We start from the raw sequence: 19,273 nt of genomic DNA on the forward strand, positions 1-19,273 counted from the left end.
TTTGAGTATGATAGAATGTATTTACACATATGTTAAGGGGGAAATTCTCATGAGCGATTGCCTATTCTGCAAAATTATCGATGGATCCATTCCAAGTACAAAAATCTACGAGGATGACCATGTCTATGCCTTTACAGATATTTCACCTGTTGCTAAAGGCCACACACTATTAATACCAAAGCATCACTGCCAAGATCTATTTGAAATGCCAGAGGAAGTGGCAAGTAATCTATATGCCGTTGCACCAAAAATCGCCAATGCTATTAAAGCAGCATTTCAGCCGATTGGTTTGAATACGATTAATAATAATGGCGCTGCAGCTGGACAGACTGTTTTCCACTACCACTTACATTTTATTCCGCGTTACGACGAAAAAGAAGGGCTTGGCCTAATTTGGCAAACGCAAAAATATTCAGCAGAGCAGTTAGCTGAAGTAGCAGAAAGTATTAAAGCGAATCTGTAAAGGATTGGAATTTTTAACACAAAAAGATTCAGAATATTGTATTGCAAATAGAAACATTTTAGCGTACAATCACAAATAAGTTTCGCTAACGGTCAGGAGGACACGTTAGGTGACAAATAGATTAGCTTAGCTGAGGAGAGATTCAAATGAATACGAAGAATTTAGTTTTAATGGCACTATTAGTTGGTGTCGGTGCAGCCCTTTATGTGGTTACACCAGGAATGGTAAATGGTATGAAACCTGATTTCATGTTAACAATGATGTTTATTGGAATATTATTGTTCCCAACTGTGAAAGAAACGTTCTTACTATCACTTTCAACGGGTGTACTTTCAGGTTTATTTACAACATTCCCAGCAGGTCTTGTCCCGAATATTATCGATAAAGCTGTTACAGGCTTTGTATTTTTAGCCTGTTTATTGATTCTAAAAAAACTGGCAAGTTATTTCGCTGTTTCTGCTGTTTTAGTTGGTTTAGGTACCATTCTATCAGGAACTGTCTTTTTAAGCGTCGCGCTTTTTGTATTCAATGCAAATGTCGGTGCAACCTTTACAATGCTATTTATTGGCGTTGTCCTGCCAGCTGTTGCATTTAACGTCGTTGCTTTTGCTGTCATTTATCCAATTATCGCAAAATTAGTAAAGCGCTCTAAATTCAATACAGCTATTTCTCAAATTTCATAAATACTCACTTTAAATAATCAAAAGAAACTAAACCGTGATAGTAAATCACTCGTTTAGTTTCTTTTTTCTTTTTGTATTCGGGCATTTCATGGTTTAATAGTAGATAAACATGACTAGAAATGAGGTAAACAATATGAAAGCAAAACCATTTTTACTTGGACTAACAACAGGGATTATTGGTGGGACAATCGCTGTGCTTTTCTCAACACCACAATCAGGGCAACAAGTACGTGCTACTCTTAAACAAAATCTTGACCAAACAAAAGGTATGCTCCTTGATGTAAAACAACAAGTAGGGACTGTTAAGCACTCTGTCAATACTTTAACAAATGAAGTGAAAAATAATATCCCACAAATAATAAATGATTTAAAGCAAACAATCACAACTTTTACTGAAGAAATCGAACCAACGAAAAATAATTTACAACAAGAATTAGATGCTTTACAGAATTCGATTAGCGAAATCGAGAAAAACATTGCACAAATCACCGAAAACAAGAAAAAACCGCAAGAAAAAGTTAGCGACTAAAGTCCTTTCAAAGCAGTTAAAAATCTATTTTTTTACCAAAAATTATTGCTATAATATTATTTTTTAACCACTTTTCAATTTTTTAATTTTTCTAACTTTAAACTTTTTTTCTTTACTGCTATAATATTTTTAAAAATGTGAAAGAAAGCAGTAGGTGATGGCTTTGTCAGAGGAATTATACACACAAAAAGAAGCGATGCTTTATAGTCAAAGAATCGCACAATTATCAAAGGCGCTATGGAAAGCGGTTGAAAAGGATTGGCAACAATGGATTAAACCCTATGATTTAAATATTAATGAACACCATATTTTATGGATTTCTTATCATTTAAAAGGGGCTTCCATTTCTGATGTAGCAAAATTCGGAGTGATGCATGTTTCTACAGCATTTAACTTCTCCAAAAAATTAGAAGAGCGTGGCTTCCTTAAGTTTTCGAAGCGTGATGACGATAAACGAAATACGTATGTTGAGCTTACTGAAGCTGGTACAGAGCTTATTGTAGAGATGAATAAGAACTACCATAATACGTATCATTCCGTACTGGAGGGATCCCTTGCTTTAAAAGATTTATATGGCCGTTTCCCAGATTTTTTAGATGTAATGGCTGTTATTCGCAATATTTATGGCGAGGATTTCATCGATATTTTCGAACGCTCCTTCCAACATTTCCGTGATTCCTTTGACACGCTAGAAGAAAGAACACCTGTAAAGGGATAGGACGAAGCTTCAAACTACTCGTAATTTTTTCTGGATGAACGCATTTAGTATTCCTGCTCATTCGAATGTAAATCATGTGAAAGGAGGTATTTCAGAAATATTTCTGAAGTACCTCCTTTTTCTTGCATTCTAACATAATTCAATTTACATTAAATAGGACACTTCCTATTTTGGAGTTGATACAAAACCATGCATTGTTGGAAAATTTTAAACCTAGAACATCATTATGGTACGACGCGTATTATTATAATGGGTGTTATTACTTTTCTATTGGTCTTTTCTGTTTCATATGTAATGTTTAATTTATTTAACGAAGAGCATTACACAGATCGGTTATTCTGGCTTTTTGTAATTGCTGTACTCACTCTTTATCCAGTTCATAAATTTTTGCACTTTCTTGCACTATATGATTTGCGCCAGCATTTAAAATTACGTGTACGTACCCAATTTTATATAATTCCTGTTTTGCATATGCGAATTCGTGAACCTTTATCTAAAAATCGTTACATCTTAGCATTACTTACGCCTTTTATCGTTCTAAACACAAGTATTATAGTAGGAACTTGGCTATTACCAGCCTATACACACTACGGAACATTGCTGTTAGCTTATCACTGTAGTTTATGTTTGATTGATATCCTTTACGTGAAATACTTGCTAAATTCACCTAAAAATTCCCAAATAGAAGAAACACCTAAAGGCTATGAAATTTTAGTTCCACCAACTGTTCACTAAAATGCTTGTACTTGTTTTTTATTGGCGTTCTTTGTTATGCTATTACTATTGAAAGAGGGGAGGAATAGACTTGCTATTAATGATTGTAGTTCTATTCTCGGTATTCTATTTATTTCAAATTAATCGCATGACATATGCTTTATGCATGCGACGTGAAATTCCCGAAGAAAACCAACCAAAAATATTCCGAACTATAAATATACTAATTACCATTTTACTTGTCTCATTTTATGTGGAAATTTTATATGCAGTTTAATGGAAGTATCCTTTACGCCTCGGCGTAAAGGCATCCATATCGGTTCAAAACATTGACAAAATAAATTGAAAGACATCCGCGTTCGTCCGCACACTCAAAATAAGTTGAGCCCCCCATGCAACAACTTTTTCTAACCAATAAATTTGGTAGAACTAAGCTTGCGGCGCGAATGTCTACCATTGTTAAGAAAAGCTAAGAGTTGAGCTCTTAGCTTTTCACTGTTTTATTAATTAGTATAGGTACGCTGCGCCAACAATAATTAATAAAATAAATAACACAACTAATAAAGCAAAGCCTGAGCCGTAGCCACCGCCACCGTATCCTCCGTTGCCCATAACTTCACCCCCTTTCTTTTCTATATCCTATGCGCTTCAAAATTTGAAATATAGGCAATACTCAAGGGGGAACCATTTTGTTTTTAAAACGTTTATGTTATAGTAAAAAATGGACGAAACCATGTTAGGAGAGAATATCCACTATGAAAAAAACAGTTTTATCTTTAACTTTAGCTGCTTCTGTATTAGCTCTTGGTGCTTGTAGCGGCGGAGATAGCAAAGCAATCGTTACTTCTAAAGTGGGCGATATATCAGTAGCTGATTTTAATGAAAAGGCAAAAGCTTTAACAGGCTCATATGTAATGCAACAACTTGTGACTGAAAAAGTTTTAGCTGACAAATATGAGGTAACAGATAAAGAAATTAAAGAAGCTTACGACACTACAGCATCACAATTTGGTGATGGCTTTACACAAGCACTTGCTGAAAGTGGTTTAACAGAACAAGGCTTTAAAGATTCTTTACGTGTTCAGCTTCTTCAAGAAAAAGCTTTAAAAGATCAAGCAATTAAAGAAGAAGATGTGAAAAAATACTACGAACAAATGAAAACAGAACTAAATGGTCGTCATATTTTAGTAGCAGATGAGAAAACAGCGAAAGAAGTCATTGCAAAAATTAAAGGCGGTGCTAAATTTGCTGATGTAGCGAAAGAATATTCTACAGATACAGGTTCTGCGAAAAACGGTGGAGAGCTTGGATGGTTCTCTGTTGGTTCAATGGTTGATGAATTTAACGATGCTGCTTACGCTCTTGAATTAAATACATTAAGCGAGCCAGTAAAATCAAGCTTTGGATATCATGTTATTGAAATTACGGACAAGCGTGACGTAAAAGGTGTTGGTGAATTTAAAGATGAAGAAGACAACATCCGTTCAACAATGATAAACAAGCTAAACCAAACTGGTGAAGCGCAAACGATTTTAAAAGACATCGTTGCAAAAATGGCAAAAGATGCAGATGTGAAAACATCAGATAAAGATTTAAAAGAATCACTTAAATTCTTTACAACAACAAGTGAAGAACAAGCCAAAGCGGCTGAAGAAGCAGCTAAAAAAGCAGAAGATAATGCTGCTAAAGATTCTGAAGACAAAGCAGAAGATACTGACAAGGAATCTAAATAGTCTGGATAAATATTAGTTCATCTAATAATGACAGTATCCTCAGCGAAAAGGAGCATCTGATTTTTCAGATGCTCCCTTTCTTTTTGCATTATTCTTTATGCCTGAAGACCGTTTTTGAACTACTATCTATATGAATTTACTTTTTCTATATAGTTGGTTTATAGAACGAGCGGTTATCCAGCGGGAAGAGTCGCTCTGTAAATTCCCCTGGAGCTGTTTTCCCTAATGCCCTTGTGAGCATATTCATTTTTGCATCTATGTTATCAATATAGTGCAAGATTTCCGCTTCTTGGAGCATAGGTTTTTTCGGGCTACCCCACTCTTCTTTTCCATGATGAGACAGAACCATATGTTGTAATAGCATGACTTCTTCCCCATCAATTTCAAGTTCACTAGCAATTTTAGCAATTTCATTCACCATAATCGTAATGTGTCCTAATAAATTACCTTCAACTGTATACATCGTGGCAACTGGACCAGATAACTCTACAACCTTGCCTATGTCATGCAAAATAATTCCTGCATATAATAAATCGCGATTAAGCGTTGGATATAAATCGACAATCGCTTTACCTAGTTTTAGCATAGATACCATATGATCTAATAAACCAGATGCATAGTCATGATGGTTTTTCGTTGCTGCTGGGAAGACTAAAATAGCATCCTGATGCTTTTTAATAGCTGCTCTCGTAATACGTGAGATATTTGGATTTTTAATATCAAAGAAAAATTGTGTCAATTCTTCATATAGTTGTTCTTTGGGCGTTGCTGAGGAGGGAACTAAATCATGAATTGCGATTCCTTCCTCTGGCTTTGCAACACGTATCGATTTAATACGTAATTGATTTTTTCCTCTATAGTCATGAATCTCTCCGCCAACACGCACAATCGCTTCAGCATGATACATTTTTTCATGATCCTCATTCGTGTCCCATAATTTTGCCTCAATATCCCCACTTTTATCTTGTAATAATAGCGACATAAATGGCTTTCCAACGGTTGTAACACCTTTTGTCGCTTGTTTTATCAATAAAAATTGATCTACTGCTTCTCCAACTTGAAGCGTCGTAATCCCTTTCATGTTGACGCCACTCCCCTTTCATTTGCTAGTGCTCCGATATCGACAATTTGCTCTTTATGCCAATGTTCGAGCATTGCGTCATGACAAGTAAAATATAAAATTTGACGTTCATATCCTACTTCTTTCATCAATTGTACCATTTTGTCTGTACGGTTTCGATCAAAATGGACAAATGGATCGTCCATAATGATTGGAAATGGGGCAGAGTCCATCAGTGTTTTTGCAAGGGCCATACGTAATGCAATATAGGCTTGCTCTTTTGTCGCCTGTGACAATTCAATCATTTGGTAACGTATTCCTGCAACATCTTGTGCAACAAAATAGCCTTCATCATGAATCGAAATTCTCTCATATCGTCCACCTGTCAGTAAACTGAATATCGCATTCACCTTCGAAAGAACATGAGGTAATTTTTCTTCTCGAAGGCGGAATAATGCTTCATGAATGGCAGTAGCTACAGCCTTTTTAGTTGCCCATTGCTCAATCAGCTGCTGTAATTCTGTTTTCTCCTGCTCAAACTGTTGAAGTAATTGCCCATACTTTTCATCATTTAATAGCTGCTCTTTTTCAATAAGCAATGAAGCACGGTGTTCAAGACATTTGTCTATCTCTTGCTGTAACGAGCTTTGCTCCAGTTCCAAAGCATGTAGAGCTTCTATAATAGAATCCTCCATCAGATTTTCTTGCTGTGGCAGGTTGAGTGAAGCCAATTGTGCTTGAACCGTTTGCAATTCTGCTATGATTTTTCTTTGTTGCTCAAACTGTTCATATATTTCATAATAAGCTTGCTCGTTTTGCACTTGTGCCTCACTAAATAACAGAGCTATTTCAGATGTATATTGGTCAATTCTAGATTGGCCACCCTCTAGTTTTATTTTAAGGCTGGCTAACTGGTCCTTCGTTTGTTGTACTTGTTGTTGATGCTTTTGTGCTTCCAGGTAGGCTGTTCGTAAATACATATATATTTCATGTTCATTGTAGGCTCCATCTAAGACCTGTTGGAGCTGTTCATAAATACTGTTCTTTTCCATCTGAGCTTCTTGTAGAAGGCTCAGTGTACTATTCCTTTTTGCTGCAAGCTCTTGAACGCCACGAATTCGCATAAATAACTCAGGCATTAAAGTTCTGGCTATTGATCCTTGTAATCGATAACGCTTTAAAAAAAGCTGAAGTGCCTGTGTGGCCTCTTCACTCTCTAACTCTGCTTGTTGAATTTTATATTCAAGTTGAACGTATTGCTGTTCTTTTTCTTTTTGCTGTTCATTGACATGTAACCAACGATCCTCATATCGTTGCTTCTTTAATAGCACAGCTTGTACTGTCATTTCTTCTTGTTCTAACTCTCGTAGGAGATAACTTTGCTCTTTATTTATAGGCTCCTCTGCTTGTTTACTATGTCTCATATACAAAATGCTAAGCAATGACAAAAATGCTCCGACAATGATCACAACCACATTCTTTTCAAACACTCCATAAGCAAATGACAATAAACCAATTAGTAGTATAAGCCAGATAAAATACAAAGGTTGTGTTTGCTTATTTCGTAGTGACTTAGCAGCACGTAATTGCTCAAGCCTTCGTTTTTGCTGGGGCCACTGTGCTAAAATATGTTCTTCTTCACTTGTTAATGATTCCTGTACAATCCGTTGCTTTTGTTTAGCAATTGCATCTATTTCTAGATGTATTTGTTCAAGGGATCGTAAATGAAACTTAAGCTCCTCCTCTGCATCCTGCAGCTTACTTAATTGAAATTGAAACTGCTGTTCCTGCTGAAGTGAAACAGTCTCCCCAAGAAGATTTTCCTGTTCCTCTTTTTCTTGAACGCCTAATAAACGAAACTGTGCTTCCATTTCTTGTTCAAGCATAAAGAGATCATCTTGTAAATTTTGCACCTTCACCAGCAATTGATGCCAGGTTGCCTCTTTTTGTATAAGGCGAGCCATCTCATTAACCGTTTGCTCGTTCACTGATGCTAGTACTTTATCTTGTAACGTTTGAAATTGCTCTTTTAATTGCAACAGCTGTTGGTTTTCATGCATTAGTCGATCTTTTAACTGTTCATATCGTCTAATACCTTCTGGTGGAAATTGTATATCTTGATAGTTGGCTAAAGTTTGTTGCAAAGCCTGTTGCTGCTTCATTAGAGGTAGTGCTTGTTTTTGTATAGTTAGCTGTTGCCACTGTTGTTGTTGCATTTTTTGTGTCTCATAAAGCCGCTCTAAATTTTGCTCTAGGAGTTGTAGCTGCTTTAATTTATCTTCAAAGGTTTGAATTTTCCCTTGTTCCTGTTTAATCGTTCGTTCAAGCTGCTTTAAATGCTCTATTTTTTGATTAATTACTGGCACTTTACCGGTTTTCCTAAATAATTCATTTGCCTCTTTATCCATTTTCTTCTCAAGGGTCGATAAATGTTGAATACCTGTCGTACCAGAGGCTAGTAGCAAATGTGTTAGTTCCTCCTCTGACATTTTCTCAATCCCTTGTAGCTCATGTAATGAAAATGAAAAAATAGACTCAAAGCTGGCTCTTGAATAGCCATATAATAGTTTTGCTAACAGTTCCTCTTGTCCAGTTGTACCATCCTCTAAAAAGACAGTAACATCGCCCGTTGCCCTCCCTTTCACACGTTCAATGGTACATTGGCCATAAATCGGATGCTTGAGTATCAGCTGACCACCATACTTTGTCGAAGCTTTTGGTTCATATTTGCGCTGTGTCTGCTGCCTCGTGGGGAAACCAAAAAGCATTTGTAGAATAAATTGCTGAATTGTTGTTTTTCCCGCTTCATTTAATCCATAAAAAATGGTAACACCATCGCTTAACGAAATGGTCATATTTTCATGCTTACCAAAGCCATAAATTTGGATTTTTTGTATTGTCAGCATGTGATCACGCCCTTTGAATTTCTTCTGCCAATAATGCCTGTGCGCTATTCGTTAAATTCTCTATATCCTTGTCTGTAAGTGGCTCTATCAGCCTTGCGCCCCCAGCATATTGGTATAAATCTTTAAGTATATCCTTCCATTCATTACTATCCCATTGTTCCATTAAGCTGACAACTGATTGAGTTGTTGCAGTATGTTCATAAAATTTCCTAGTCTTCTGCAACACCAATTTTTGTACCCAACACATTGGCTCAATGCCTTCTTCAGCTTCCCGAACGGTCTCTAACCATGCATCTACTGTGGCATGCTCAAATAATGCTTCTGTTTGTTCATCAATATTTTGCAAATGAAGCTCTATAACTGATGCACCATACTTTGTTCTATTGACTGTAATTGCTTCTGCACATCTTTTGAGTAATTCATTAGCATGGATTACATTTTTACAATCCACTTCAACTGTACTATAAACTACAGTTGAAGTTGGAATAAAATCTAGTTCAGCCGAAGTTCGGGATAAAGTTACATCATAATAACCTTTCAAACCTTGCTCTTTACGATGGCGACTTTGTATATTGCCTGGATAAACAATTGGAGGATTTTGATGTAAAAGCTGTCGTTTATGAATATGGCCTAAAGCCCAATAATGGTAGTTTTTCTCTAGCAATTGTTGCTTAGTAAAGGGAGCATACACATCATGAGTCGTATTACTTGCCTCACTTCCGTGTAGCATACCAATATGAATGGTTTGTTGATTTTGTGCAATGGGATAGCTTTCGATAACCGATTCCCTCAAGTGGCGTTCATTATAACTGAAACCATATATATTGACTTGCTGATCCCGAATTTTTAATTGAACAACACTCGTTTCAGCTGGTAATTCATAGACATTACTTGGCAAAGAAAAGCGTGTCCAAGTACCATTTAAGTGATCATGATTTCCATAGCTCACAATCACTGGGATATTATGTTGGAAGAGCTTTTCCATTGCATCTTGAAATCTACGTTGCGCTTGCAAACTACGATTTTCACCATCATAAATATCTCCAACAATTAGCAAAAAGTCAGGCTTCTCTTGAATTGCTTTTTGAATAATTTTGTCGAATGCATCAAAAGTACTTGACCGAATGTTCTTTAAAATGTGTTCAGATAAACCAAATAAACCCTTAAATGGACTATCTAAATGTAAATCTGCCATATGGAAAAAACGAATTGCTGTCATCCAATCACCTCAAATAGTAGATAATTCTTAACTTGGTACTAATCAAAGTAGTACGAGTTCACTTATCAAAACCGAATATTTGTTCTATTTTATCATACTTCATCTTTTATGAAAAATGGTATGAAGGAAAATACTTGACCGCCTTACTTTTTCCACAATTTTCGTAATTTATCAAAAAAATCACTAGTTTTACCGTGAAGTTTATAAATCTTCTATGTATAATAGAAATATATTTTAGTAAAAGGGTGGGGTTTGCATGGAGAATTATCGTTTTACAGCTTTTGAAAAAACAGGGGAAACATTGTTTGATGAAACATGGACATTTGAAAATGATGAGGCTGCTAAACTAAATGGACAACAACAAATTGAGGAAAAAGGTGTTGCCGACAAAACTCATCGACTTGTAAACTCTTCAGGTAAATTAATATTATTCCATGTTTAATAGCGAGTAAAAGGCACGTAGACAATGCTGCTACGCGCCTTTTTACTATTTATTTCCCTACAAATACCGGTGTTCTTTTCTCTACAAATGCATGAATACCCTCTATATGATCTGTTGTTTTACGCATAGCAGATTGTCCTTCTGCTTCCAATGCTAGAACATTTTCTAGCTGTGATAAATTTTGAGCATGGAGAATTTTTTTCGTTGTAATCATCGAAGAGATAGGTGAAGCAAGCATTTTACCTACAAGCTGGTCAGCCATTGCAGATACTGTACCATCAGGTGCAATATAATCAATTAATCCTGCATCCAATGCTTCTTTTGCAGTTAATACCTTCCCTTCCCATATCATTTGTTTCGCTTTTACAGTCCCCACACGTTCTTTCATAAAGAAGTGACCACCTCCATCTGGAATCAGTCCTATTCCTATGAAGTTCATAGCTAGTTTACTATTTTCACAGGCTACAACAATATCTGCACCAAGTGTCAAACTAAATCCTAGGCCTGCCGAAGCACCATGAACTGCCGCAATAACAATCATCGGTAGCTGATAATAGGCCCTCACAATACGTGTTAGATAAACCATTGCCTCATCTATATTTAGTGGTTTGTTTTCATCGAGCATTGCCTTAATATCGCCACCCGCAGAAAAGACCTTTCCTTCTCCACGAATAACAAGTACCTGTATATCTTTTTCTTGTTGTAGAGCTTCAAAGCATTCTGCAAGTTCACGCATCATGTCACCATCCATAGCATTCATTGCCTGTGGACGATTCAATGTTAACGTTGCTCGACGTTCTAATTTTTCTAAAGTAATCGTTGAAAATTCCATCTCTCTTCCCCCCAATATGAATAGTCATTCACTATGTACTATTCGAGTTTTTTTAGAAAACTCCTCCTACTCTAAGCAAAATTACTGTTGTTGTGCTATATTAAATGACGAACATTGTTATAAAGGTGGTTACGTATTTTGACACAAAAAGACTATCGTGTATTACTTTATTATAAATATATTACGATTGAAGACCCAGTAGCCTTTGCAGAAGAACATTTAGCATTATGTAAAGAAATTGGACTTCTTGGTCGTATTTTAGTAGGAAATGAAGGTATTAACGGAACGGTTTCAGGGACCATTGAGCAAACAGAAGCTTACATGAACCATATGAAGACAGATGCTCGTTTTAGTGATATTATGTGGAAAATTGATGAAGCTGAAGGGCATACCTTTAAAAAAATGCATGTACGCCCGCGACGAGAAATTGTTCATTTAGGTTTAGAGGATGATATCAACCCATTAGAAATCACTGGTGATTATTTATCTCCTAAAGAATTTATGGAACAAATGCAAGAAGATAACACCGTAATCATCGATGCACGTAATGACTACGAATATGATTTAGGTCATTTCAGAGGAGCAGTTCGACCTGATATTGAAAATTTCCGTGACTTGCCAGCTTGGATGGAAGCTCATAAAGAAGATTTTGCAGATAAAAAGATTTTAACTTACTGTACAGGTGGTATCCGCTGTGAAAAATTCTCTGGCTGGCTAAAACGCGAGGGCTATGGTAAAAGTGTTGGTCAATTACACGGTGGTATCGCCACGTATGCAAAAGATCCAGAAGTAAAAGGCCAGTTATGGGATGGTCAAATGTTTGTTTTTGACCGTCGTCGAAGTGTACCTATTAATCAAGTGGAACATGTCGTCGTTGGGAAGGATTATTTCACAGGTGAACCTTCTGAACGTTATACAAACTGCGCAAACCCTGAATGTCATAAATTAATGCTTTGCGAGGAAAAGCATGAGGCATTTTATATGCGTAGCTGCTCAGACGAATGTCGTCGTGCACCACGTAACTTCTTCGTTGAAGAACATGGTTGGTCGAAAGAACAGGTTGAAGAGCAAATTGCTAAAATAGCAGAGGCTCAAAAATCAAAGTAAGTATGCTTGATATAAACGGTATGGGTCCTTTTGTAAAAGTGAATGGAAACCCTTGGAGACACCGATTCTATCAGACTAACTAAAAGAGCATCGTTCGTTATGACGATGCTCTTTTATGTTGTTAAAAAATCAGACAAATCAATTAGCATTTTAGGCGAGAAAGGCTTTCCATCCCACAATAGTGTTTATTTTGAGTTTTCAGAGAAATGAATTTGCTTACTACTCTAGAACGAACGTAGTGAGTAAAGTGGCTCATTGGACGTCCCCTGGAAAGTACGCTGGCGGAACGGAAATCAATCCTGCTTTGCAAAACTTTTATTTCTGCTACTTACATCATATTTTATTTTTCTTGAGCTAAATAACGCCCGACCTGCCGTCCACTAAATAGACAGCCTCCAACAAATGTGCCTTCCAAAGCACGGTAGCCATGAACACCACCGCCACCAAAACCACTTACTTCACCAGCTGCATATAAACCAGGTATTGGCTGACCATCCATTCCTAACACCGCACCATTCAGATTTGTTTGTAAGCCACCTAAAGTTTTTCGTGTTAAGATGTTTAATCGTACAGCAATTAATGGCCAATTTTTAGGATCTAACATTTTATGTGGTTTGGCAACACGCACCAATTTATCGCCAATATAATTCCTTGCTCCATGAATGGCATTAACCTGTAAATCCTTCGTAAACTTATTGTCCATTTCTCGGTCTCTTGCCAAGATCTGCTCTTTAATTTTCATGAAATCTAGTAGCTCATTTCCTGCCAGCTTATTCATACCATCAACAAGCTCTTTTAAATCATGAGCAATCACAAAATCCTCACCATGATTTTTAAAGGCTTGGATTGGAGCAGGTGGACCTGGCATGATTCGTTTCAAAACATCTCCAATGCTTTTGTTTGTTAAATCTGGATTTTGTTCTGAGCCAGATAGTGCAAATTCCTTCTCAATAATTTTTTCAGTTAAAATGAACCACGAGTAATCATAGCCTGTTTTTTGAATAGCCTCTAATGTGCTAAGCGTATCGAATCCTGGGAAATTTGGTGCATGAAATCGATTACCCTCTGCGTCAAACCATAAGGAGGAAGGCCCCGGCAAAATTCGTATTCCATGATTGGGCCAAATAGGATCCCAATTTTTTAACCCCTCTGTGTAATGCCACATTCGGTCCCGATTCACAATGCGACCCCCTACATGCTCAGTGATTTCTAGCATTCTCCCATCAACATAAGCTGGCACACCGCAAACCATATTTTTAGGTGGGGTCCCCAATCGTGCTGGCCAATTTTTTCTTACTAAATCAAAATTAGCCCCAATCCCCCCACTTGCCACAATTACAGCATCTGCTTCGTAGTTAAATTCTCCAATTCCTAGTCTTGAGCTTTTTTCACCTCTATTGATAAAAGTTTCCGCTAGTACAGTCCCACTAATGCCAGTAATTTTTCCGTTTTTTTGCAAAAATTCATCTACACGATGTCTTGGTTTAAAATCAATATATCCTTCTTTGATCCCCTGTTTTACTTTATCAACAAATGGCTTAACAATGCCTGGACCAGTTCCCCATACAATATGAAACCTTGGTACTGAATTACCATGTCCCCCCGCAAGAGAACCACCTCGTTCTGCCCAGCCAACAACAGGGAAAAATTTGATGCCCTTTGATTTTAACCAATCATATTTTTCACCCGCCGCAAAATCAACATAAGCTTTAGCCCATTTATATGCCCAGGAATCCTCATCCTCTAATCGATCAAAGCCAGCTGTCCCTTGCCAATCTTGCCATGCAAGCTCCTTACTATCTTTAATTCCGAGCCTTCTTTGCTCAGGAGAGTTCACTAAAAAAATCCCACCAAATGACCAATATGCCTGTCCCCCCATTGAATTTTCAGGCTCCTGATCAACTAATACAACTTTTTTCTTTGCGTCGATTAACTCACAAGCTGCAACTAGCCCTGCAAGTCCAGCACCAATTATTGCAACATCGTATTTCATTACTACACCCCCAAATCAAATCATCCTTAACTAACATTCTTCCCTAACAGGCTGTTTACCTTCTAAAAAAACATTTTTTGTCTAAATTGTGACAGAGAAAAATGTTCGCTTTCTACACTTGAAACTACCATGGACTTGTATGAAACAGCTAATTTATTCCAGTTAATTCCCATATAATTTTTTCTTCTCAAACTACATAGAAGCCTAGTATTATCGGACTTTTCAAATATCGTTAGCGCTTTCATTGTATCCTCCAAAAAGACATACAATATAATAGTTTAATAAAAAGATTGTTCGTGTTTGGTTATTATTCAGACTTTTGAAGTCAATATTTTTAAAGTATTTTAGAAATATCGTTGACAAAGGTGAACAATAGGGATTATGATGTTAACAAATTTAATCGCACAAAATATAACGACGGAGACACACTAGTCGTAAGAAAATCCCAAGAGAGCTGATGGTTGGTGTAAATCAGTGATTTCTACGATAATAGTTCCACTCCCGAATAGATAGGCCGAACAACCCTAAGTAAGCTTATCCGTCACATGCACGTTACGCATATAGCTAAGACTGCAAGAATAATTTTTTCTAGTAGTAATTAAGGGTGGTACCGCGAACCAATGTTTATTCAGCCTTTCGCCCCTTACAACACAATAACTGTGTTTGTAAGGCGTGGAAGGCTTTTTATTTTGTTCTCGATCTAGTAGAAAGGAGATTGTTTGCATGCTGTAAGATGTTCGAATTTTACAACTTCCAGACTCTCATTGGTAAGACCACAATCATTTTTATTAAAAAGGAGCTAATTATAATGACTACTGCAACAAAAACAATTAACGTATTTATCGCTGATCCACTAAGTGAAGATGGTATTTTCCCACTACGTCAGGAACAAGACTTAGATTTAAACATTATCGTGGACACTGGTCTAGCACCAGAAGAATTAATCGCAAAAATTGCCGATGTAGATGTGTTACTTGTGCGTTCTCAAACAACTGTGACACGTGAGGTGATTGAAGCAGCTAAAAACTTAAAATTGATCGGTCGTGCTGGTGTGGGTGTTGATAATATTGACCTTGCTGCTGCAACTGAACATGGGATTATCGTTGTCAATGCACCAGATGGTAACACGAACTCTGCTGCTGAGCACACGATTGCGATGATGACATCACTTGCTCGTCATATTCCACAAGCTTTTAATACTTTGAAAAATGGAAAATGGGATCGTAAATCTTATGTCGGGGTAGAGCTAAAAAATAAAACTTTAGGTGTTGTAGGATTTGGACGTATTGGTGTTGAAGTAGCTTATCGTGCAAAGGGTCAACGTATGAATGTTATGGCATATGATCCTTTCCTTACAGATGAACGAGCAAAAGAGTTAGGTGTAACAAAAGCGACAGTTGAAGAAATTTGCGCAGCAGCAGATTTCATCACAGTACACACTCCTCTTCTTCCTGAAACACGTAATCTTATTAATAAAGAAAAATTCGCAATCATGAAAGATGGCGTACGTATTATTAACTGTGCACGTGGCGGTATCATTAATGAAGACGATTTATATGATGCGATTGTAGCAGGTAAAGTTGCTGGTGCAGCCCTTGATGTATTTGTCTCTGAACCTGCAACAGATCATAAACTACTGACGTTACCGCAAGTTATCGCAACGCCTCACTTAGGTGCATCTACTATTGAAGCACAAGAATCTGTAGCAGTTGATGTATCAAATGACATCATTAAGTTCTATAAAACAGGTACTGTAACAAATCCAGTGAATATGCCATCTATTCCGAAAGAACTTCTTGCACAAGTGGAACCTTTCTTTGAGCTAGCAGAAAAACTTGGTTCTTTTTTATCACAGGTAACAACAGAGCCTGTAAAAGAAATCAACTTATCTTATGCTGGTGAAGTAGCAAACTATGATGTTCGTCCATTAACTTCAAACGCATTAAAAGGTTTATTATCTAAAAACCACGGTAATCATGTAAATGATGTGAATGCTCGTTACTTGTCTGAACGTATTGGCATGAAAATTAATGAGCACAAAACAACAACGGCAAAAGGCTTTACAAGTTTAATTACGATTGAAATTATTACAGCCAATGAAACACATACAGTAGCTGGTACGTTATTAAATGGTTTAGGTGCACGTATTGTTAAGGTGGAAGACTATGTTGTGGACGTTATTCCTCAAGGTCACCTGCTTTACATTAAGAACACTGATAAACCAGGTGCCATTGGCCGTGTAGCAACAAAGCTTGCAGAAAAAGATATCAACATTGCCACAATGCAAGTTGGTCGTGCGCAAGTTGGTGGGACAGCAGTTATGATGCTTACGATTGATAATGTAGTAACAGAAGAAGATTTAGTATTCGTGTCTCAACTCGAAAATATTGATGAGGTAAAAGCCATTACCCTATAGTAATGACTAACGTAAGCAGGGAGTTTCTACTCTCTGCTTTTTCTTTTTGGAAAAATGATACTTTTTAGTACCTTAATCGTCTTTAAAGGAAAGGGGGTGTATGGAATGAAAGTAGAAAAAATATTTCACTTACATAATCAAACCATTTTTAAATACTTATATTACTTACTGAATGACGAAACATTAGCAGAGGATTTTACACAGGAGACCTTTGTTCGTTATTTTAACTATCAACAATCAATTAAAGAAGGAGCACAACTCGCTTGGCTTCGTTCCACTGCTCGTAACTTTGCCTACGACCATTTTCGACGGAAGAGGCTTATACAATTTGTCCCTTTTTTACAACAGCATGAAAAACAATCCTCGCCCTCCCCACATGAATGGTTAATGCAACAAGAAGATGCCAAGATTCTGTATCTTGCCATTAGTAAACTAAAAATTACATATCGTGATGTCATTATTCTACGGAAAATTGAAGGTCTATCAATCGAAGAGACCTGTGAAGTACTCGGTTGGAACGAAGGAAAGGTAAAAAATACATTAAAACGAGCACTCGTTGCATTAAAAAAACAGCTTGGAGGTGAGATGGATGAAGAATTATAAAAAGGGATGGCAGCATTTACATGATTTGAAATTAACCGATCAGCAAGAACAATATTTATTGCGTCAAATAACAGCCCCTTCCTCAACGAGAAAAAAATCGTCTACGACTATGTGGAGGATTCCATCTGTGGCATTGTTATTTGTAGTAGTTCTCTCTATATTACTTTTATCCTTTATTCAAGAGCCTACTACTGCTCCTAGATCAACAGACTCTACTAAAATGATCGATCGAATTTATGTAAAGGACAATAAAAATACAGAGAGTTTTCTACCAAAGGGTACTTGCCTTTATGTACCGCAACAATGCTACCTAGATAACAAACGACTAACTCAGTTACAAGAAAAAATGAAGGAGGCTTCCCCTATTTCGATTACTAGTGGACAATGGGAAAGCAATGATTACTTTACACCTTATGATTTATTCATACTGTATACAGATGGTTCTCAAGAGAAATGGAAGGTACTCAATAATGATATTCTCTTCAATGTTGAAACTCAGCAAGCCTTTTTAATCGAAGAATCAATGGACTCACTTATATATTTTTATGATGACAAGCGGTCAACCAAATTGATCATTGGTAATATATTTATCTTTCTTACGCATTTCATATTATGGATTGCTAAAAAAAGAATGCCTCATACCGAGCGTCGCTTTTTTGCTGCGACAGTTGAGCATGCTATTGCCAATTTAATTATGCTTTTATTGTTTGGAGGTATTTTATTTAGTATTTATCTTGTCCAACATACTATTCATGCAACAATTATTTATAGCTCTTTCTTACTATACTCAATCATGCAAATCCTTTATCGCAAAAAAGCTGGTGAACCTCATGGTTTCTTGATTGCTAGCGCTTTTGTTCAGCTTTGTTTAGCTATAGCTTTTACAAGTTTATACCTTGCACTGAATGTCTATTTTTAATAGATGGATCGAAAAATAAAAAATGTACTGACCACAAGGGACAGTACATTTTTTCATTATAGCTTATTTATAAGTTCTAACAATGCTGTCAAAGAGTCTACTTCATAGGTTGGTGTGACAGCTCCATTGGCAATATTGTTTTCACGATTAATCCATACATTGCGCATTCCGACACGGGAAGAACCTAAAATATCAGTATTAAGATTATCGCCAACCATGATTGCCTCATCTGCTGTAATACTTGCTTTCTCCATAACAAATTCAAAAATAGATGCATCAGGCTTACCCTTGCCAAAGTCTCCCGAAATAATAATATGATCAAAATACGGGGCAATTTCAGGTGTGATTTCTAGCTTCAGGTTTTGTAGACTTGGTGCTCCATTTGTGAGTAATACAAGCTGATACTTTCCTTTTAGTTGATCTAATACAGCAAATGTATCTTCATATAAAAATGGTGATACTTTACGCTCAGCCACAAAGCGCTCTCCTAGCTCAGCTCCGAACTGCGCATCATCAATATTAAGAGCAGCTAACCCTTTTGTCCAAGCTTCTGCACGATAGCCAGGAACAATTTCTTTCATCTTTTGGAAAGAATCTGTCGTATCATCAAACGTCCCCCAAAGACCTTCGAACGGGTTAATACCTATTAAGACTGTATAATCATATGTTTCATACCCCTCATACAGGGCGCGTGCCTCTCGACGAACAGCCTCCTCTAGTTTAACAGGATTCACATTATGTACTGTTGCTGCATAATTACAAGTTTTTTCAAAGGCTGTTTTGACTGATTTTTTATCCCATAGCAGTGTATCATCTAAATCAAAAATAATTGTACTTATCGACATTTTGTCCGCTCCTAGCTCCCGGTTAATACTACTATTTTAGCATATTTTCAAAATATTTAGGATAACAAATTATGCATAATTCCTTTCATTA

General features: G+C 36.8%; 19 protein-coding genes and 1 other annotated feature. Of the genes, 12 read left to right on the top strand and 7 right to left on the bottom strand.

Translation table 11 applies throughout. The annotated features are described in order from the left end of the window. The first annotated feature begins 49 nt into the window (after positions 1-49). The 6 genes from MKY49_RS18655 (at position 50) to MKY49_RS18680 (ending at position 3,384) form a co-directional block, all read left to right on the top strand. On the top strand, positions 50-463 hold the full coding sequence (locus MKY49_RS18655) for an HIT family protein (protein ID WP_341386836.1): 414 nt from the start codon (positions 50-52) through the stop codon (positions 461-463). Between the two features lie 146 nt (positions 464-609). Then, the gene (locus MKY49_RS18660) at positions 610-1,146 is read left to right on the top strand and encodes a tryptophan transporter (RefSeq protein ID WP_341386837.1); all 537 of its coding nucleotides are present in this window, start codon (positions 610-612) and stop codon (positions 1,144-1,146) included. A gap of 133 nt (positions 1,147-1,279) precedes the next feature. Continuing rightward, positions 1,280-1,675, top strand: coding sequence for a YtxH domain-containing protein (locus MKY49_RS18665; protein ID WP_274794427.1), 396 nt, complete (start codon positions 1,280-1,282; stop codon positions 1,673-1,675). 157 nt (positions 1,676-1,832) lie between these two features. Further along, positions 1,833-2,393 (top strand): HTH-type transcriptional regulator Hpr, encoded by a 561-nt coding sequence (locus MKY49_RS18670; protein ID WP_016992097.1) that lies wholly within the window; start codon positions 1,833-1,835, stop codon positions 2,391-2,393. A 189-nt stretch (positions 2,394-2,582) separates the two neighbouring features. Then, the gene (locus MKY49_RS18675; protein WP_274794428.1) at positions 2,583-3,128 is read left to right on the top strand and encodes a DUF3267 domain-containing protein; all 546 of its coding nucleotides are present in this window, start codon (positions 2,583-2,585) and stop codon (positions 3,126-3,128) included. 70 nt (positions 3,129-3,198) lie between these two features. Further along, entirely contained in the window at positions 3,199-3,384 is a 186-nt protein-coding gene (locus tag MKY49_RS18680) for a hypothetical protein (RefSeq protein ID WP_274794429.1), read from the top strand. Positions 3,385-3,614: 230 nt separating this feature from the next. On the opposite strand, the gene MKY49_RS18685 is transcribed toward MKY49_RS18680, so the two are convergent. After that, positions 3,615-3,719 (bottom strand): YjcZ family sporulation protein, encoded by a 105-nt coding sequence (locus MKY49_RS18685; protein WP_274794430.1) that lies wholly within the window; start codon positions 3,717-3,719, stop codon positions 3,615-3,617. Positions 3,720-3,862: 143 nt separating this feature from the next. On the opposite strand from MKY49_RS18685, the gene MKY49_RS18690 reads away from it, so the two are divergent. Next, positions 3,863-4,840 (top strand): peptidylprolyl isomerase, encoded by a 978-nt coding sequence (locus MKY49_RS18690; RefSeq protein ID WP_274794431.1) that lies wholly within the window; start codon positions 3,863-3,865, stop codon positions 4,838-4,840. A gap of 145 nt (positions 4,841-4,985) precedes the next feature. Here the strand turns inward: MKY49_RS18690 and yhaM are convergent, their stop codons facing one another. Genes yhaM through MKY49_RS18705 form a run of 3 tightly spaced genes read right to left on the bottom strand, consistent with a single transcriptional unit; the run spans position 4,986 to position 10,025 of the window. Beyond that, complete coding sequence (gene yhaM, locus MKY49_RS18695; RefSeq protein ID WP_313471318.1) at positions 4,986-5,921, bottom strand: 3'-5' exoribonuclease YhaM; 936 nt, start codon at positions 5,919-5,921, stop codon at positions 4,986-4,988. After that, the gene (locus MKY49_RS18700; protein ID WP_341386838.1) at positions 5,918-8,806 is read right to left on the bottom strand and encodes an ATP-binding protein; all 2,889 of its coding nucleotides are present in this window, start codon (positions 8,804-8,806) and stop codon (positions 5,918-5,920) included. The genes yhaM and MKY49_RS18700 overlap by 4 nt, the downstream gene beginning before the upstream one ends. A gap of 4 nt (positions 8,807-8,810) precedes the next feature. Next, positions 8,811-10,025 (bottom strand): metallophosphoesterase family protein, encoded by a 1,215-nt coding sequence (locus tag MKY49_RS18705; RefSeq protein ID WP_341386839.1) that lies wholly within the window; start codon positions 10,023-10,025, stop codon positions 8,811-8,813. Positions 10,026-10,281: 256 nt separating this feature from the next. On the opposite strand from MKY49_RS18705, the gene MKY49_RS18710 reads away from it, so the two are divergent. Then, positions 10,282-10,467, top strand: a complete 186-nt coding sequence (locus MKY49_RS18710; RefSeq protein ID WP_274794435.1) for a YhzD family protein — start codon at positions 10,282-10,284, stop codon at positions 10,465-10,467. A gap of 49 nt (positions 10,468-10,516) precedes the next feature. Here MKY49_RS18710 and MKY49_RS18715 read toward each other — a convergent pair whose 3' ends face one another. After that, positions 10,517-11,299, bottom strand: a complete 783-nt coding sequence (locus MKY49_RS18715; protein ID WP_312507310.1) for an enoyl-CoA hydratase — start codon at positions 11,297-11,299, stop codon at positions 10,517-10,519. 138 nt (positions 11,300-11,437) lie between these two features. Between MKY49_RS18715 and trhO the strand changes: the two genes are divergently transcribed. Then, positions 11,438-12,406 (top strand): oxygen-dependent tRNA uridine(34) hydroxylase TrhO, encoded by a 969-nt coding sequence (gene trhO, locus MKY49_RS18720; protein WP_274794437.1) that lies wholly within the window; start codon positions 11,438-11,440, stop codon positions 12,404-12,406. Positions 12,407-12,746: 340 nt separating this feature from the next. Here the strand turns inward: trhO and MKY49_RS18725 are convergent, their stop codons facing one another. Further along, positions 12,747-14,399 (bottom strand): FAD-binding dehydrogenase, encoded by a 1,653-nt coding sequence (locus MKY49_RS18725; RefSeq protein WP_274794438.1) that lies wholly within the window; start codon positions 14,397-14,399, stop codon positions 12,747-12,749. A gap of 405 nt (positions 14,400-14,804) precedes the next feature. Next, positions 14,805-15,046, top strand: a binding site (T-box leader). A 161-nt stretch (positions 15,047-15,207) separates the two neighbouring features. Between MKY49_RS18725 and serA the strand changes: the two genes are divergently transcribed. From serA to MKY49_RS18740, 3 genes are all read left to right on the top strand, one after another. Continuing rightward, positions 15,208-16,815, top strand: a complete 1,608-nt coding sequence (serA, locus tag MKY49_RS18730) for a phosphoglycerate dehydrogenase (RefSeq protein WP_274794439.1) — start codon at positions 15,208-15,210, stop codon at positions 16,813-16,815. 105 nt (positions 16,816-16,920) lie between these two features. Next, positions 16,921-17,418 carry an RNA polymerase sigma factor gene (locus MKY49_RS18735; RefSeq protein ID WP_341386840.1) on the top strand — a complete coding sequence of 166 codons (498 nt, stop codon included), beginning with the start codon at positions 16,921-16,923 and terminating at the stop codon, positions 17,416-17,418. Next, the gene (locus MKY49_RS18740; protein ID WP_341386841.1) at positions 17,405-18,337 is read left to right on the top strand and encodes a hypothetical protein; all 933 of its coding nucleotides are present in this window, start codon (positions 17,405-17,407) and stop codon (positions 18,335-18,337) included. Before MKY49_RS18735 ends, MKY49_RS18740 begins: the two co-directional genes overlap by 14 nt. Positions 18,338-18,393: 56 nt before the next feature. On the opposite strand, the gene MKY49_RS18745 is transcribed toward MKY49_RS18740, so the two are convergent. Continuing rightward, a complete protein-coding gene (locus tag MKY49_RS18745) occupies positions 18,394-19,182 on the bottom strand; it encodes an HAD family hydrolase (RefSeq protein WP_312507315.1) in 789 nt (262 codons plus the stop codon). Positions 19,183-19,273 lie beyond the last annotated feature (91 nt).

This window comes from Lysinibacillus sp. FSL M8-0134, assembly GCF_038069745.1.
GTDB classification, from domain to species: Bacteria; Bacillota; Bacilli; order Bacillales_A; family Planococcaceae; genus Lysinibacillus; species Lysinibacillus irui.